The organism is Peribacillus simplex, assembly GCF_900156045.1.
Lineage (GTDB): Bacteria > Bacillota > Bacilli > Bacillales > DSM-1321 > Peribacillus > Peribacillus simplex_D.
In genome coordinates this window covers 1086282-1103461 of the sequence record NZ_FTMX01000001.1, presented here as the reverse complement: position 1 = coordinate 1103461, position 17180 = coordinate 1086282, and the positions used below count along the sequence as shown (strand labels likewise).

At 41.0% G+C, this 17180-nt stretch carries 14 protein-coding genes; 6 read left to right on the top strand and 8 right to left on the bottom strand.

The genetic code is table 11. The features are described 5' to 3' along the window. The first annotated feature begins 132 nt into the window (after positions 1 to 132). Both recU and BW986_RS05290 read left to right on the top strand, forming a co-directional pair. Entirely contained in the window at positions 133 to 744 is a 612-nt protein-coding gene (gene recU / locus BW986_RS05295) for a Holliday junction resolvase RecU (protein ID WP_076365738.1), read from the top strand. Between the two features lie 27 nt (positions 745 to 771). Continuing rightward, a complete protein-coding gene (locus tag BW986_RS05290; protein WP_076365736.1) occupies positions 772 to 3504 on the top strand; it encodes a PBP1A family penicillin-binding protein in 2733 nt (910 codons plus the stop codon). 41 nt (positions 3505 to 3545) lie between these two features. Here the strand turns inward: BW986_RS05290 and BW986_RS05285 are convergent, their stop codons facing one another. The 6 genes from BW986_RS05285 to BW986_RS05260 all read right to left on the bottom strand — a co-directional run bounded on the left by BW986_RS05285 (position 3546) and on the right by BW986_RS05260 (position 10667). Next, entirely contained in the window at positions 3546 to 4085 is a 540-nt protein-coding gene (locus BW986_RS05285; RefSeq protein WP_076365734.1) for a YpoC family protein, read from the bottom strand. Then, complete coding sequence (gene nth, locus BW986_RS05280; RefSeq protein WP_076365732.1) at positions 4082 to 4738, bottom strand: endonuclease III; 657 nt, start codon at positions 4736 to 4738, stop codon at positions 4082 to 4084. Before nth ends, BW986_RS05285 begins: the two co-directional genes overlap by 4 nt. A 22-nt stretch (positions 4739 to 4760) precedes the next feature. Then, a complete protein-coding gene (locus BW986_RS05275) occupies positions 4761 to 5456 on the bottom strand; it encodes a DnaD domain-containing protein (RefSeq protein WP_076365730.1) in 696 nt (231 codons plus the stop codon). 116 nt (positions 5457 to 5572) lie between these two features. Beyond that, positions 5573 to 6865: an asparagine--tRNA ligase gene (gene asnS / locus BW986_RS05270; protein WP_076365728.1), complete on the bottom strand. Its 1293-nt coding sequence runs from the start codon at positions 6863 to 6865 to the stop codon at positions 5573 to 5575. A gap of 260 nt (positions 6866 to 7125) precedes the next feature. Then, the gene (locus tag BW986_RS05265) at positions 7126 to 8982 is read right to left on the bottom strand and encodes a XylR N-terminal domain-containing protein (RefSeq protein ID WP_076365726.1); all 1857 of its coding nucleotides are present in this window, start codon (positions 8980 to 8982) and stop codon (positions 7126 to 7128) included. A gap of 170 nt (positions 8983 to 9152) precedes the next feature. After that, on the bottom strand, positions 9153 to 10667 hold the full coding sequence (locus BW986_RS05260) for a 4-hydroxyphenylacetate 3-hydroxylase family protein (protein WP_076365724.1): 1515 nt from the start codon (positions 10665 to 10667) through the stop codon (positions 9153 to 9155). Positions 10668 to 10872: 205 nt separating this feature from the next. Between BW986_RS05260 and BW986_RS05255 the strand changes: the two genes are divergently transcribed. From BW986_RS05255 to BW986_RS05245, 3 genes are read left to right on the top strand one after another with little or no spacing between them, the layout of a single operon-like run. Next, positions 10873 to 11661 carry a fumarylacetoacetate hydrolase family protein gene (locus tag BW986_RS05255; protein WP_076365722.1) on the top strand — a complete coding sequence of 263 codons (789 nt, stop codon included), beginning with the start codon at positions 10873 to 10875 and terminating at the stop codon, positions 11659 to 11661. Further along, a complete protein-coding gene (locus BW986_RS05250) occupies positions 11658 to 12446 on the top strand; it encodes a fumarylacetoacetate hydrolase family protein (RefSeq protein WP_076365720.1) in 789 nt (262 codons plus the stop codon). The genes BW986_RS05255 and BW986_RS05250 overlap by 4 nt, the downstream gene beginning before the upstream one ends. 17 nt (positions 12447 to 12463) lie before the next feature. Next, complete coding sequence (locus BW986_RS05245) at positions 12464 to 12850, top strand: 5-carboxymethyl-2-hydroxymuconate Delta-isomerase (protein ID WP_076365718.1); 387 nt, start codon at positions 12464 to 12466, stop codon at positions 12848 to 12850. Positions 12851 to 12928: 78 nt separating this feature from the next. Here BW986_RS05245 and hpaB read toward each other — a convergent pair whose 3' ends face one another. After that, positions 12929 to 14401: a 4-hydroxyphenylacetate 3-monooxygenase, oxygenase component gene (gene hpaB / locus BW986_RS05240; RefSeq protein ID WP_076365716.1), complete on the bottom strand. Its 1473-nt coding sequence runs from the start codon at positions 14399 to 14401 to the stop codon at positions 12929 to 12931. A 165-nt stretch (positions 14402 to 14566) separates the two neighbouring features. Here hpaB and BW986_RS05235 point away from each other — a divergent pair, with 165 nt between their 5' ends. Beyond that, the gene (locus BW986_RS05235; RefSeq protein WP_179086003.1) at positions 14567 to 15436 is read left to right on the top strand and encodes a LysR family transcriptional regulator; all 870 of its coding nucleotides are present in this window, start codon (positions 14567 to 14569) and stop codon (positions 15434 to 15436) included. Positions 15437 to 15611: 175 nt separating this feature from the next. On the opposite strand, the gene BW986_RS05230 is transcribed toward BW986_RS05235, so the two are convergent. Further along, on the bottom strand, positions 15612 to 17177 hold the full coding sequence (locus BW986_RS05230; protein WP_076365714.1) for a solute symporter family protein: 1566 nt from the start codon (positions 17175 to 17177) through the stop codon (positions 15612 to 15614). Positions 17178 to 17180 lie beyond the last annotated feature (3 nt).

The following is a 17180-nucleotide window of genomic DNA, read 5'->3' as shown; positions in this document are numbered from 1 at the left end:
CCTTTCCAAAGCGATGAATTGTGACATATAGTTGTACATAAATCCTATCGTTCTAAGAAACAATTCTTTTTATTCACATTTTGGATTCTTTTTTTGCTAATATAGAAAAGTGAAAAAAAAGGAGGGGTAAAAGTGGCATTTCATTATCCCAATGGACGAAAGTTTGTACCGCAGGCTATGGAAGAAAAGAAAAGCCCACTAAAAAAAATCAGTTACAGCAACCGGGGAAAAACATTGGAAGACGATTTGAACGAAACCAATCAGTATTATTTAGCACACGGCATTGCCGTCATCCATAAAAAACCGACACCCATTCAAATTGTCGATGTCCACTATCCGAAAAGAAGTGCTGCAGTCATTAAAGAAGCTTATTTCAAACAAGCATCGACCACAGATTACAATGGTGTTTATAAAGGAAAGTACATTGATTTTGAGGCAAAGGAAACGAAAAACAGCAGTTCGTTCCCTCTGAAAAATTTTCATGACCATCAAATTGAACATATGAAACATATCGTTCAACATGACGGAATTGCGTTTGTCATCATCCGGTTTTCCGCTATGGAAGATATATATCTAATGAGTTCTGAACAACTGAGTTTTTATTGGAAGAGAATGAAAGAAGGCGGACGCAAATCTATAACTCTTCAAGAGGTTGAAAGCAGTTCACGAAAGATTACTCTTGGCTTTCAACCGAGAATTGACTATATTAAAGTAGTAGATTCGCTCATCGCAGAAAATTTTTAGTTTTTTTAGAAAGGCAGGTTAGCTGTAATGGCTGAAAAATATAATACTAGAGAAGAACGCCGAAAGCAGGGGCAGACTCAAAAAAAGGGACCGAATAAAGGTCCTAAAAAGCCAACCAATATGCTTAAGCGAATTTTCCTTATACTTGTTACAATCGGAATAATAGGCCTTGTTGCCGGAGGAGCTGCAATGGCTTACTTTATAAGCGACGCTCCAAAACTTGACGAAAAGCTTTTGAAAGATCCGGTCACATCCAAGATTCTCGATGAAAATGGTAAATTGCTAGCTGAAATCGGAAAGGAAAACCGGGATTATGTAAATTATGAAGATATTCCCGATCTTGTCGAAGAAGCTTTCCTGGCAACGGAAGATTCACGCTTTTATGAACACCACGGGGTCGATTTCTTACGTCTGGGCAGTGCCGTCATAGCAAACTTCAAAAACGGATTCGGCTCAGAGGGTGCAAGTACATTGACCCAGCAGGTTATCAAGCGTTCTTATTTAACACCTGATAAGACCATTAAAAGGAAAGTCCAGGAAATGTGGCTATCCATTCAGCTTGAAAGAAAATATACAAAAGAAGAAATTTTCGAAATGTATGTGAATAAGATTTTCTTTGCAAACCGCGCCAACGGGGTCTTAACTGCATCGCAAACTTATTATGGAAAAGATCTTAGCGAATTGAAATTGAACGAAGCGGCCATGCTTGTAGGATTACCGCAAAGCCCAAGCAGGTATGACCCGTATAAATACCCTGAACGTGCGAAAGAACGCCGTGATATTGTTCTGCACTTAATGAATAAACATGGATATATCACCGAAACGGAAATGAAAAATGCACAAAGCATCGATATAACAGAAGGACTTCAAGAAATCGATAAGAGCCAAATCGATACGACCGCATACGATGCATTCATCGATTTGGTAATTGAGGAAGTCGGGGATATGGGTGACTATAACGTCTTTACAGATGGTTTGGAAATCCAAACGACCATTGATAAAGATGCCCAAGAATATGTTTATAACATGTTGAACAGTGATGAAATCATCAATTATCCAAGTAAAGACCTCCAAGCAGGAGTCACCTTACTCGATACAGAAACTGGAGAAATTAAAGCAGTGGGCGGCGGCAGGAACACGACGGTTAAACGCGGCTGGAATTATGCAACGGATGCCAAGCGGTCACCTGGTTCGACCATTAAGCCGATTCTGGATTATGGTCCTGCCGTAGAATATTTAAATTGGTCCACCTACCATCAAATCAAGGATGAAGAATATTCTTACAGTAATGGAACACCGCTTAAAAATGCTTCCGGACGACATTATGGTACTGTAACCACTCGTGAAGCACTGGCACGGTCATTAAATATTCCTGCTTTAAAAACGCTTCAAGCAGTAGGATTGGACCGGGCACGCGATTTTGCCACTGATCTTGGCATTCCTTTCGACAAGGAAATTACCGAATCGGCAGCATTGGGCGGCGGTAAGGATGTTTCTACACTTGAACTTGCCGGTGCATACAGTTCATTCGGAAACAACGGTATCTATAATGAACCGCATAGTGTGAAAAAGATTGTTTTACGTGATAAAACAACCATCAAAAACAAGACGGAATCAAAGCCGGTCATGAAAGATTCCACTGCTTTCATCGTGACGGACATGTTGAAAAGCGTCATGAAAGAACCTTATGGAACAGGAAGGTTAGCCAATATACCTAGTCTTCCGGTAGCCGGTAAAACAGGTTCAACCAATTTCACGCCTGAACAGCGTGCAGCGAACAACATCCCATCTTCCGGTGTAAAAGATAGCTGGATGGCGGGTTATACAACCAATTATACAGTTGCAGTTTGGGCTGGTTATGATAATGCATCAGGTGAGCAAATGGAATATCTGGGCGAATCATCTCAAAGGATCCCTAAATTCATTTTTAAGAATTTAATGGAACATATGGCTCAATCGAAGGAAACGAAAGACTTTGAACAACCTGACAGTGTTGTGAAGGTTGGAGTCATCAAAGGTTCGAATCCAGCCGTTAAAGCCAATGAATATACACCAAGCAGTAAAATCACTTATGAATATTATGTTAAAGGTCACGAGCCAACACAAGTGACGACAGAATATGCAAAAATCGACTCACCTGGCATTAACGCTTCTTACAACCAGGAAAGCAATGAAATCAATCTATCATGGTCATATCCTAAAGGTAATGGGAATACCCAATTCGAGGTTAAGATGTCCGTTGACGGCGGTGGACAGAGCGTATTAAAAAAATCGAAGGATACTAGCTTAACGATCCCTAATCCAACCCCTGGAAGTAAATATACTTTCTCAGTGGTAGCTCTAGTTGATAACCAACAAAGTGATCCTGCGAGTACATCTGTCACAATACCTGCTGAAGTGGAAGTCCCTGAGGGTACTGAGGACGAGGAGATTGAAGATCCGGCCGAAGGTGAAAATCCGGAACAGGAAACTCCTGCAGAAGGCGAAGAGGATAAACAAGGCGAAGAAAAAGACAAAGACAAAGATAAAGACAAAAATAACAATGGCGAAAACGGAAATAACGGCAATAATGGTAATGGAAACAATGATAATAATGGTAATGGAAACAACACTGATGACGGAAATGGCAATAAGGGTGATGAGGACGTCGAAGGCGGGGATGATGTCACTGACCCCGGAACGGTAGAAGAGGAAAAACCAGTCGAAACCCCTGAACCTGACCCTAACCCGGACCCAGATCCAGAGAATGATACGGAATAAATATATAAAGATTGACTAAAAAAAACGTCTAAGCTAAAAGCTTAGACGTTTTTTTGGCTGTTCTTATATTTAATCATGAACTTCACAAATTGTTTTTCAAATTCTCGAAACAACTCACTAAGCTGTCTATAAGAATGAAAAAAAGCGGGTCTAGCAAGGATGAATGAAAGCCTTTCATCCATATTTACCGGAATATTGTTAAAGGATTCTATTTGGACCCGGAAATCATTCAATACGACTGGCTTCCCATGCATCCAGTAGACTGCGGTTAAAAACAAACCGATCCCCTTCTTCATGAGCCCCAAAGTCTGTCCCGCTTTTCGCTCAGAAAACAGCAAACTGCATTCTGAATCAATTCCCTTCCATATTTCCAGCAGTTCCTTTACATGCATTGCCCCGTTATTCCAAGGAGCATACGCCTCTACATTATTATAATAAAGTAACTCATACGGGAAAACCTCGAACGGGATCGTTTCACTCCAACCTGCATATCGCTCTTTTTCCAAGATGGTTACCTTTTCAGGAAAAAACAAAGAATGGTCCAATTCTATTGGGACTTTAAATGATATGGAATGAGTCAATTGGCTTCTTTCCTTTTCATTCTTTTTTTTCCTTCACGGCATAATTCGAGAAGCGGGCAGGTTTCACATCTTGGTGACTGGGCCTTACAATGATAGCGTCCAAAAAATATCAGGCGGTGATGCGTAACCGACCATTCATCCTTTGGTATCTTAGCCATCAACGTTTTCTCAACATCGAGGACACTATCCTTCCAACGGCATAATCCAAGACGCTTGGAAACACGCTCTACATGGGTATCCACAGCGATCGCTGGCACATCAAAAGCAACGGAAACGACTACATTCGCCGTCTTTCTGCCAACGCCAGGCAATTTAACTAGCTCATCACGATCTCTGGGGACTTCCTTACCGTATTCTTCGATCAGCATGTGCGACAACTTTTGTATGTTCTTCGCCTTGTTACGAAACAAACCGATTGAGCGGATGTCATTTTCCAACTCTTCTATCGGAACGCTTATGTAATCCTCAGGCGTTTTATATTTCTGAAATAAATCCTTCGTGACTTTATTGACTAATACATCCGTACACTGAGCTGACAGGGCAACAGCAACCACCAATTCAAATGGATTGGAGTGATTCAGCTCACAATGGGCATCCGGAAACATTTCACCCATCGTATCCAGACAATATCGAATTTGAGCTTTATTCAACATATTGGTTCTCCTTCAATTTACATTACTGCTCGAGCCAGTTATAGAAAGGCACATCTTTCAACGGTTGTGCAGTTTCAGTCTTTCGGTCCCTCTTTTGGTGAACTCTAAATTTTTGTCCTTGCTCCCTTGCCTGTTCCAAGGTTTTAATTCCTTTCTTTTTCCACTCGAATAAAATTCGATCAATGTATCGGAAATTCAATTTTCCGGAAATGACAGACTCCCTCAGAGCTGACTTAATGATCTCAGGTTGATGGTCGTCTTCCATCCACATTGCCAATGTCTCACATTCAAATGGAGATAAAGGGCGGCCGAACTCCTGTTCAAATATCGTATAAAGGCTCTCCCCCGCTTTTTGGATTTCAGCAGACTCTGACTGTTTCAAAGTTTTCAAGAAACAGTCCATCATTTTTTCATAAAGTGGGGACAACGAATATTTTTCCTGCCCGATTTCTTGGCTCTCCTCAACCACCATTTCAACAAATCCCCTTTGGACCAAACGCTGGATCAAGAATAGACATTCGGTTTCCTGCAATGTCATTCGGTCAGAAAGTTGGGATGGTGCTGGGAAATGATTACCTTTATCGATGAAGCTTTGCAATTGTAATAATAGGACCATTTCTTGTTCATTCAGTCCCATTGTACTATAGTTAGTCAACAAAAAGGATGGAATCGTTATCGTTCCTTCCTTAAACCACGCATATAAATGTTCTTTATTCATGTATTTGGACACCTCTGGTTAAGTATAACATGAATAAGGCTCTCCGAATAAGTTTATAATTTTAACAAAAAACGGTTATCTGCCAAATATGGCAAGATAACCGCTTCATCACGGAATCAAGGATATAATCGATTTAATAGACGTGGGAACGGGATGGTTTCACGGACATGCTCAACTCCACTGATCCATGCAACGGTGCGTTCTAATCCCAAACCGAAGCCTGAATGCGGTACAGAGCCGTATTTTCTTAATTCCATATACCATTTGTAAGCATCTTCGCTCAAGCCATGCTCATTGATTCTCTGTCCAAGCAATTCCTGATCATGAATCCGCTCTGAACCGCCAATTATTTCTCCATAACCTTCCGGAGCGATCAAATCGGCACAAAGAACCACTTCTTCCCTGTCAGGATCTGGCTGCATATAAAAAGGCTTGATTTTGGTTGGGTAATGAGTTATGAAAACAGGCTTATCATAACTTTCCGCTATCGCAGTTTCATGCGGAGCTCCAAAATCATCACCCCATTGGATATCATCAAATCCTTGTTCATGAAGGAACTTAATGGCTTCATCATATGTAATCCGCGGGAAAGGAGCTTGAATTTGTTCAAGCTTCGCTGTATCACGGCCCAGTGTATTTAACTCAAGCTGACAATTTTTCAATACGGATTGGATGATGGAAGAAACGTATTGCTCCTGGACCTCCAGGTTTTCTTTAAATTCGATAAAAGCCATTTCCGGTTCAATCATCCAGAACTCGATTAAATGTCGTCTTGTTTTGGATTTTTCTGCCCTGAAGGTTGGACCAAAGGAAAATACCTTCCCAAGTGCCATGGCAGCCGCTTCCATATAGAGCTGACCACTCTGTGAAAGGTATGCATCCTCATCAAAGTATTTAGTCGCGAACAGCTCACTCGTTCCTTCTGGTGCGCTTCCAGTTAAAATTGGGGGATCCACTTTAACGAAACCTTCTTCATTAAAGAATTCATATGTAGCACGGATTATTTCATTCCGGATTTTCATGACTGCATGCTGCCGTTTTGAACGCAGCCACAAATGGCGGTTATCCATTAAGAATTCTGGACCATGCGCTTTAGGTGTAATGGGATAATCCAATGATTCATGAATGATTTCAATATCTTTCACCTGTAACTCAAAACCGAACGGCGATCGTTCATCCTTTTGAATGACACCTGTTACATACAAGGATGACTCTTGCGAAATCGATTTCGCACGAGCGAAAATTTCTTCACCCACTTCAGCTTTCACGACCACACCTTGAATGAAACCAGAGCCATCACGGATTTGAAGAAAAGCAATTTTCCCACTGGAACGTTTGCTGGCAAGCCAACCTCCAATGGTAACTTCTTGATCGACGAATTTGCTTGCATCTTTTATTGTAATTTTCACGGAATTTACCTCCAAAAATAGCTTAACTTACTAATGAATTTACTCTACTTATTATACCCATAGCCCTGCTTACAAGCAAATAAATCAAATTGAAGCGGAAGTTCCATGCCTTTTATATCACTCTTATTATTTTTTTGCGGCGTATTCGCCAATTTGCATGGTAGATTACTTTTCACTAACGACCGTACCCTTATTACAGTAAATTCTCTCGGTATATGTATCGATCGACATTTCTTTTTTAAACAAAGGCTTGAATCCATTCAACCAATGGTAATCATTTTCGCCTTTAACAATGTTTCAAATGATGCATATAATTGAAAAGCAATTTTAGGGTTTCTTATTTGGCAGGAAAGCAGCTCTTCAAGTCTTTTGATCCGATAGCGTAAACCACTCATCGAAATGTTCAATTTTGTCATGCTGCATTCAAGATTTCCACCGCATTGCAAAAATACATAAAGCGTTTTCAATAATTCATTCATTTTTGGATCTTCTTTCAACAATAAAGGACCCAGCATTTTCTCTGCCTTTTGCAGGACCGCTGGAGTACTCCCAGTATGCATTAAAATGGATAACAGATCGACTTCTTCAAATTTGGTAATATCCCGAGTTCCTTCATTCATATTCAAAGCGGTTAAAGCTTCTTGAAAAACATCGTGAGCCCGTTCCAATTCATCACATATTGTGCTAAGTCCCATTTTAAAATTATATCCGCTGAAAACAGTATGTAAGTGATTGATGCATTCCTTGGTTAGAAATTGAAATTCATTTCCTGGACTCAGTGGTGTAAGCAATACGATATTACCATCCCTTAATGCTGTTAAGACGACTTGATTCCGCTTCTTAAAGAAACCATATATCTCTTCGATGATTTTCTGCTGAATGAAATAGTCATTCTCTGTCCCCCGATCGGAGGAAAAACGATAGCCCAGCACCGCAATGGTGTATGGATGATCCAATGAAGCGTCTAAATACATGCTTTTTTTGATTATTTCTTCTCTAGCAGCAAACTCTCCATTTAATATTTGTTCAAGAAATAGCCCTTTTACCCTTTCAAGGGCTTCAAAACTGCTTTTCTCATTTAAGAGGAATAAGGAAACAGTCATGGACACCCTCTCAAGAATCATTCGCTCGATTTCCAGGTTCGTTTTTCCTTCGTCTCGATCAGATTGCACAAAGGCACAATACCCATAAGTTTTATTTTGTAACGTTATGGGAGTATAAAGCAGCTCCATCCCATCTTTTACGATTCTTCCGGTCTCCAAAGAAGGACCATTTTCCCTCTCTAATTTAAGCTGATTCCTGACTTCCCTCACCTTCCCTTTGTGAAAGCCAGCATGATAAACCTGATTGCCATTGAAATTCTCCATCAACAAAGGTATTTTCGTTTTCTGATAAACCATCCTCACTATGGATTGAAGGCTTCTTCCGTTAATTAACTCTTCTGTCAGCAAATTATGAATATCCATCACTTTTGACAAACTATTGCGTTCCTCCAGCAGCTTTTCATATGTTACGGCTAGCTCCTGAACAATCGGTTCGGTTTTATAATATTTCAACTCATCCTGAATCTCCATGCCCCATAAATGTTTCGATTTACCTTCGTATCTACACTCTGATTGCCCTGATCCCTTACAGGCACTTTCCTTGAAAATCACTTCATGACCGCATACCGTTGAATAATATCCACTTGCATAACCCGTCAATGTATAACAGACTGGCTTTTCCGCGATGCCTGTCTGGGTTATATGTTCCTCTGCTTCATAGGAATTCACCCAAACCCCTTCCACTTTTACAGAGTGTACTTCCGCTTTACTATCCATCGATAATTCCAGATTCATAGTATTAACTTTTGTATAACCTTGCAGCATATGTAAAATGGGACCTTGCCTCAGTATCTCCTTAACCGTTGACATATTCCCTTTTAGTGCCTTTTTAGCATCATTGACTCCGATATTCCAGCCGTAACGTATTAAGAAAGACTTCATTCTTTCAAAACCAATATTCTCGATCAAGTCCTTTCTTAAAGTACCGAAAATTGAAGAGGAAGTCAGGATCATCCTCTCATCATTTAAATGAATTTCACCATCATCATTCTTAAGATTCAAAAGATTCGTCATTATTCCCCCCAGCTTTCCTTTTACATAATATTATACTTTTTCCACACCTTACCTATCAAGATAAATGTAAACGCATTCATATCATGCAGTGGAGGAAAAACTGGCGGGAGTCCGATACAAACCATTCTTTTTCACGTTTTCTTAATCAGATTGATTCATTCGGAGCTGGATCAAACTTCAGCATTAATGCCTTCATATGCATTTATCCACTTATCATTTGTCCAGCCATGGAGGTCATAATCGTCCATGGCCAAGTCCACGAAAGCTTTGAATTTATCCGATTGTCCATTTGTATCTGCCATTTTCATGGTTTCAAGCCTAATATTTTCATGGTTACCCGCATAATTGATTTCATATAATTCATTCCTGCCACCAAATTCCGTTCCGATGGAATCCCATATAAGTTTCATCAGTTTTACCCTTTCCACTGCCGAAACCCCACCTGAACCCTTATAATATTTATCGAGATACGGACGGACCTCAGGGTTTAAAAAATCCTTGGAGCTTGATGGGAGTTGAATGAGATTACCTGCTACAACCTGTTCAAATATCTGTTTCACCTTTGGCCAAACCATTGGTGCGAACACCCTATATGCAGTTGCATATGTGCTATTTGGTAGAACAGTTCCATTCGGCCCTTCCATCGGATCCGTAGCCATCGCTGTCGAGATTGCCCAAAACATATTCCTGTAAGCAAGCACTTCCCCTATATTGGCTTGAACTCCCCTAAATTGATTCGTTCCTGCCATTTCCGTAGCTTTCATCAGAAGCCCAGCCATAAAGTCCAATTTCACCGCATAGCGTGTGCAGCCATGAAATGTATATCGATTCATCCACCCAGTCTTGGATCTAAACCCATTTGCAATTTCCACATCATTATAGGCGAATACATTCTCCCATGGGACGAATACATGATCAAGGACGATGACTGCGTCATTTTCGTCGAACCGACTGGAAAGCGGGTAATCGAAAGGAGTGCCTGACTTGGCAGCCGTTTCTTCAAAAGACTGTCTGCTGATCATTTTTAATCCCGGCGCATTCATCGGCACAAAGAAAATCAATGCATGGCTTCTATCTCCTTCCCCAAGATCGACAGGAGAATAATTCGCGACAAAATTATAATTCGTAAGTGCTGCAGAAGTTCCAACCATTTTGGCTCCGCTTACGATTATCCCATCATCCCGCTCTTCCACCGTACGTACAAATACCTCTTTATTTTCATGTAGCGGTTTATCCCTGTCCATTGCCGGATTTATGATTGTATGGTTACAGAAGGGAACTTCCCTTGTGGTTTTTTCATACCATCTTTTCGCATTACCTTCAAATCCCTTATAAAAATCGCTATACGGCCCCAATGATCCTGTAAAAGCAGCCTTGTAATCAGGGGTACGACCCATGAAACCATAGCTCAATTTTGACCATTGTGCTATCGCATCCCTTGCTTCAAGCAGCTCTGTTGCGTTCTTTGAGGCCTTGAAAAACTTATGGGTAGTATGACCTTCATCTGTCTTAGCCGTTAAAATCCGTGCAGTAACCGGATCATGGAGAGCATCATATAGTTGGGCAATTGACCTGGCAGAATTGCGATATGCTGGGTGCGTCGTCACATCATCTACTTTATCTCCGTTCAAGAATACCGTTCTTCCATCTTGTAAACTTTCTAAATACTCTTTACCATTCATCATCGGAACATCCCCCAGTCACAATCTTTCAATTTGAATTCCTAGCTTCATACTAACTAAATGTTCAAGGCATTTATCTGTTAAAACCCATCTTTTTTCTAACATTTTTTGTCTAATTATACTGAATAATCTAAATATGTTGAACTTAAACAAAAAATCATATACGATATCATATATGATTAATAATAAAAACAAGGGGTGAGTGTCCATGGCAAAAGCAAGAGTGAAACTTCAAAAGTCAGATTATTCAGAAGAAATAGAGATACAGTCGAGCCGCTATATTTTAATGAACGGTGATAAGTTGGAGGCATCACAAATCAACTTGGATAACCCTATTTCAGGAACGGTATATGGGACATTATTAAACTATAAAGGGTCATTGGCAGCATTGAAGGAAAAGGTCGACCATCCTCCTTATAATGAACCTCCTAAAGGGCCGATCCTTTATATTAAACCTAGAAACACGTTTTCTTCTTTTTCAAATCCAGTTCCCCTTCCAAGCGGCATACCTGAATTGGAAATCGGGGCCGCACTTGGAATAGTAATCAGTAAAACGGCCACAAGAGTCAAGAAAGAACATGCATTGGATTATATAGAAGGTTTTACGATCGCCAATGATATTAGCATTCCGCATGAGAGCTTTTTCCGGCCTGCTATCCGCCATAAAGCCCGTGATGGATTTTGCCCGATCGGTCCATGGGTCGTATCCAAGGAATCCATCTCCAACCCTGATTCTTTAGGAATTCGTGTATATATAAATGGAGAGTTAAGACAGGAAAATTCAACTTCAAATCTAATTCGCTCCATATCCCGCCTTATTGAGGATGTAACTGACTTCATGACTTTGAGTACGGGTGACGCCCTCCTAGTTGGTGTTCCAGAGAGTGCACCGCTGGCAAAAGCCAATGATCTTGTCAGAATAGAAATAGACGAAATCGGATATTTGGAAAATACTATCATTCCCGAGGAAAAACTATCACTGGAGGGGATTTTATGAAGAGAGCACGTGTAGCCTATGCAGGTGCCGTACATCCAGCAAGCGAATATTATGGCCAGCTCAAATTGGCGGATGGCAGGATTGTCAATGAGCAGGATGTTGTCTGGCTTCCCCCGGTGGAACCACGAACTGTCTTCGCACTTGGCTTGAATTATGCAGACCATGCGAAGGAGCTTGCTTTTAATGCCCCGGAAGAACCCCTTGCGTTCTTAAAAGGTCCCAATACCTTTATCGGCCACCGAGGACAGACAAGAAGGCCTGCTGATGCAGCCTATATGCATTATGAATGTGAACTAGCAGTGGTCATAGGTAAAAAGGCGAAGAACATAAAAAAGGAAGAAGCCTTTAAGTATGTAAGTGGATATACGATTGCAAATGATTATGCAATACGGGATTATCTGGAGAATTACTACCGACCAAACTTAAAGGTCAAAAATCGCGATACCTGCACCCCCATTGGGCCTTGGCTTGTCGATGCCGAGGATATCCCAGATCCTTCGAATCTTGCCATCAAAACTTACGTCAACGGAAAATTGACTCAGCAAGGCAACACGAAAGACATGATTTTCGGCATTGCTGATTTAATTGAATATTTTAGCAGCTTCATGACATTGAGCCCAGGCGATATCATATTGACAGGCACACCTGAAGGATTGGCGGATACTGCTGTAGGCGATGAAATCATCACTGAAATTGAAGGTATCGGGAAACTCGTTAACACAATAGTCGGTGACGATATATTTACTGAAGGCGGGGATCGGCCGCACCTTAAAATCCATAATTAACGGAAGGGACTAATCACATGCCTCATATCATTATTGAATATACGGATAATATTAAAGATGAAATCCAGATTGACGGCTTATTAAGGAAGGTGAATGATGTATTGATTTCCTATCCTTCCATCTTTCCAATTGGCGGCATTCGATCCCGGGCCATTGAATTGAAGCATTATCGTGTTGCCGATGGTACAGAGGATGATGCCTTTGTTCATGCCATACTAAAAATTGGAGCTGGACGCAAAGACAGTGATAAAACCAAAGTATGTGACCAACTTTTCGAAACGATGGAATCCCATTTGGCTTCCCTCTTTTCAAAAAGATATCTTGCCCTCTCCATGGAACTTACGGAATTCAGTGATTTTGGAACATATAAGAAGAATAATATCCATGATCGATATAATAAATGAACAAGATTTCATATTTAAAGGCCTTCCTTATCATCGGGAAGGCCTTTAAAATAAAATGTTTTGCCAATGCTACCGGGATCAGTTGATTTCTGCAAGGTTTTCAGTACGGTTCAAGAACTCCTTGACACGGTCCACATATTCCTGTTTATCATAGCCGTTATATAAAGCGCTCGCCATACGGACCGGATCTCCAAAAAAGAATCTTTCGTACAGCGTTTGCCTGGATCCGAATGAACTCATGCATACATCCCATGCGAGACGATACAATTTAACCCTGTCATGGGCTCCACCATTCGCGGCCTGAAGATATTTATCCAAATCCGGTCGAAGCTCCGAATTGAAATCGGCTTCATTTGGTATCGCCATTAAGCCACTAGCTCCAAGAAGCTGCATTATTTCACTGAATCTAGGGTAAATCTTCGGATAATAATTTCGGGCTATGTTTAACGGTGTGAAATCGGGTGTCATCATTCCCCACTTATCCACTTTCGCATTTGCCTCCGAAGCTGTAATGAAAGCCTTTACCGTTTCAAGCGCTATGATGACTTCCGAAATTTTCTCCTGAACATGCTGGTATTGCCCGATATTGATGGTTTCCACCATTAGTTGCAAAATCCCCAGAATGAACTCGGTTTTGGCGATATTCTTCGCTACCACCTGATGGGTCATATGAACAACTGCATTGCTTTCATTATAAGCCTGGTTGCAAATGCCGACATCCCCATATGCAAATACCCGATTCCAAGGCACGACTACATCATCAAAAACGATAATCGTATCCATTTCCTCAAATCGTGAACCAAGTGGATGGTCAAAATGTGATTTGCCATAGTCGAATGATTCACGACAAATGAATTTCAACCCTGGTGTATTATTTGGTATGGAGAATGCGAATGCATAAGGATTTTCTTCTTCCGATTGTTTAAGCAATGTTGAAGGGAAAACCATGATTTCATCCGTTATTCCTCCTTGTGTAGCTAATAATCTGGCTCCCTTTATAATCAGCCCTTCTGAATTCTTGCCAGCAATCCGTGCAGCGATGTAAGGGTCCGGAAGCTTTGCGGCACTAACTCCCCTATTAACCTGGGGTTGAATCAGGGTATGTGTCAACGACAAATCCTTTTCCCTGCAGAGCTCATAATAATCTTTCATATTTTTAGCAAATGCCGAATCCTGAGTGCCGAACATATCAGCTGCAGTGCCGTACGCCATCATCCCACTGTTGATATAATCAGGGGAACGTCCCATCATACCATTATTATGTCTTGCCCATTCTTGAATCATATTCCTCCTTTTTTCAAGGTCTTCCTTAGTCCGCGGCTGCATGAATGAGGTCCCTACTCTTTCGTTTGAAGTTGGTGAAATATAAGTCATGATGTCAGTTTTCGCGGAATCATGCTGCAAATCATATAATTCGGCCTGTGATTTCATGACCCCTTTAAAAGCTGGGTGTTGACTGATCTTATCTTTTACTTGCTCTCCATTGATCCATACATTCGCCTTTGCTTTGTCAACCCTATCGATATATTCTTTACCTGTTTTAGCTGGCATTCTTACATCCCCCTTTAGTTTCAGTGTAGATGAAGCGCTTACAAATAAATGAATTTCGAAAATTTAATTAATTCTTATAACAAAATATACCATGTGTTATGATATATATATAATACTTAAAAAATTCAATATGTATATGTAAATCATATGTATGAGGTGTATATAATGGACATCCGGCAGTTAAAGTATTTTGTTACTATCGTTCAGGAAGAACAAGTAACCAAAGCCGCAAAAAAATTACATATGGCTCAACCGCCCCTTAGCCAGCAACTTAAATTAATGGAAATGGAAATCGGTGAAAAACTTTTCGATCGGAATGGTAAGAAACTTGAACTCACTGAAACTGGCAAGGTCCTATATAATAAAGCCGAAGCTCTATTAAACCAGTTTGAAGAATCACTACTGGAAGTGAAGGAAGTCAGTAAAGGGGTAAAGGGCACTCTTTCCATAGGGTCAGTAAAAACTTGCTTTTCTTACATTCCGCAAAGGATGAGGGCCTTTAGAGTAAAATACCCTGACATACGCTTCAAGTTAATGGAAGGTGATACGTTCCGTTTGACAGAAGGCTTAATAAACAGGGAAATCGAGTTGGCCATTGTACGGCTTCCTATTAACGGTAAGCAATTCTCATCGATTAACCTTCCGCCGGAAGATTTTGTGCTTGTCACCCCAAAAGATTGGGATATCCCAGACTCCATCGAATTTAAACAGATTAAGGAATACCCCCTCTTATTGCTGCATAGGGTAAGCGGACAGGGTACTTATGAACTTATAGTGGATGAATGCTTCAGACATGGATTTGAACCTACGATTGTATGTGAATGTCCTGATGCTGCAATGATTTTATCTTTGGTGAAGGAAGGAATAGGCGCTACCATCATGCCACGAACCACATCCAAATCGTTTTCGACCCAGGGTATTAAAATAGTCGAATTGATAGATTGTGAAGTACGATCGGAAGCCGCCCTTATTTGGCTCGAAGAACGCTATCTTTCCAAAGGCGCCGTCAAATTTCTCGAAACATTTTCTGAATGAATGGCCAGTTATCCTTGATATTAGTGCATCTGTACCTCAATAATCTTTAGTGTTTGTTTGAATTTCTTTATCCAATGAAAAGAAAAAAGCAACCTATCATTAGATGGCTGCTTTATCAGATCCATTCATAAGTGCGATGACCTGCGTTTTGTTTATAGGTATGATTTTACATCATTCAATGTCGCAAAACACCCTTAACATCATGACCGGTGTTGGACTTAACGAGGATTTCATTATAATCGTCTTTTGTAACCGTTTTCAATCCTGTCCTGCGGTTACCGAACAGGGCACCTAAGTAGCATGCGAGGAACCCAAGCGGAATGGAAACGATTCCTGGTGAATTCAAAGGGAAAATCGGGTCACCTGTCATAATGGTGGCTCCGGGGACCGGGCTCCAGACATTTGGACTTAGAGCCACGAGCAAAAGCGTACCAATAAGACCTGTCATTATACCGACTATCGCTCCGGTTTTATTGAATTTTTTCCAATAGATCGTAAGAAGGATTACCGGCAAATTCGAACTAGCCGCCAGTGTAAAGGCAATCGATGCCAGAAACGCTACATTGAATTCCTGAAGACCTAATGATAAAACGATCGCAAGTGCAGTCACACCGACGGAAGCCCATCTAGCCATCGTCATTTGCTGTTTTTCCGTTGCCTTTCCATCTTTTAATATTTCATTATAAAAATCATGTGAAAATGCCGTAGCACCTGTTAAAACGATTCCCGCAACAACTGCGAGTATCGTTGCAAAGGAAACGGCCGCAATAAATGCGAATAAGATGTCCCCGCCCACAAGTTGGGCCAATAAAGGTGCAGCCATGTTACCCGCTGGATTAGCGGCCATGATATTCGATGTTCCAACCAACTTTGCAGCACCGAATCCGAGAAAAATGACCATGATATGAAAGGCACCCATAATCCACATCACCCAAACAACCGACTTTCTAGCCACTCGTGCATTCGGGACAGTCAAAAAACGGATTAAAATGTGAGGTAGACCTGCCGTTCCCAGAATAAGGCCCAGTGATAAGGATGCTGCATCCCATCCACTGGCATATTTAATACCTGCTTTCAGGTAATCTGCACCCATGGGTGTCGCCGATTTCATATCAGTGAAAATTCCGATGAAGCTAAAATTCAATTTCCACATGACGATCATGAATAATATAAACACTCCGCCTATCAGCAGGATGGCTTTAATGATCTGAACCCAGCTCGTCGCCGTCATCCCCCCAAATAGAACAAATACCAACATGACAAAACCTACGATGATGACAGAAATATTATACGGGATGTCTAAAAGCAATTTAAATAATGCACCTGCCGCAACAAGTTGCCCGAGCATGTACATGACTGATATCACCAGGGTATTAAATGCGGTCACTCCCCGGACCTGTTTATATTTAAACCTTGTAGTCACCATATCAGCCAATGTGTATTTCCCCAAGTTCCTTAAAGGTTCAGCCACTAAGAATAACACGACAAGAAATGACACAAGTGCTCCATACATCAGGAAAAATCCATCATACCCCGTTAAGGAAAATGCTCCAATCAACCCTAAAAACGTGGAAGCCGACATAAAATCCCCGGCCAATGCAAGTCCATTTTGCCTAGCGGTCAACCCTCCCCCGGCCGTATAAAAAGAGCCTGCCGTTTTAGTTTTTTTTGAAGCGAAATACGTGATGAAAAGGGTACCTATCGACATTAGCGAAAAGAGAATAATAACTGTCCAATTCATGAT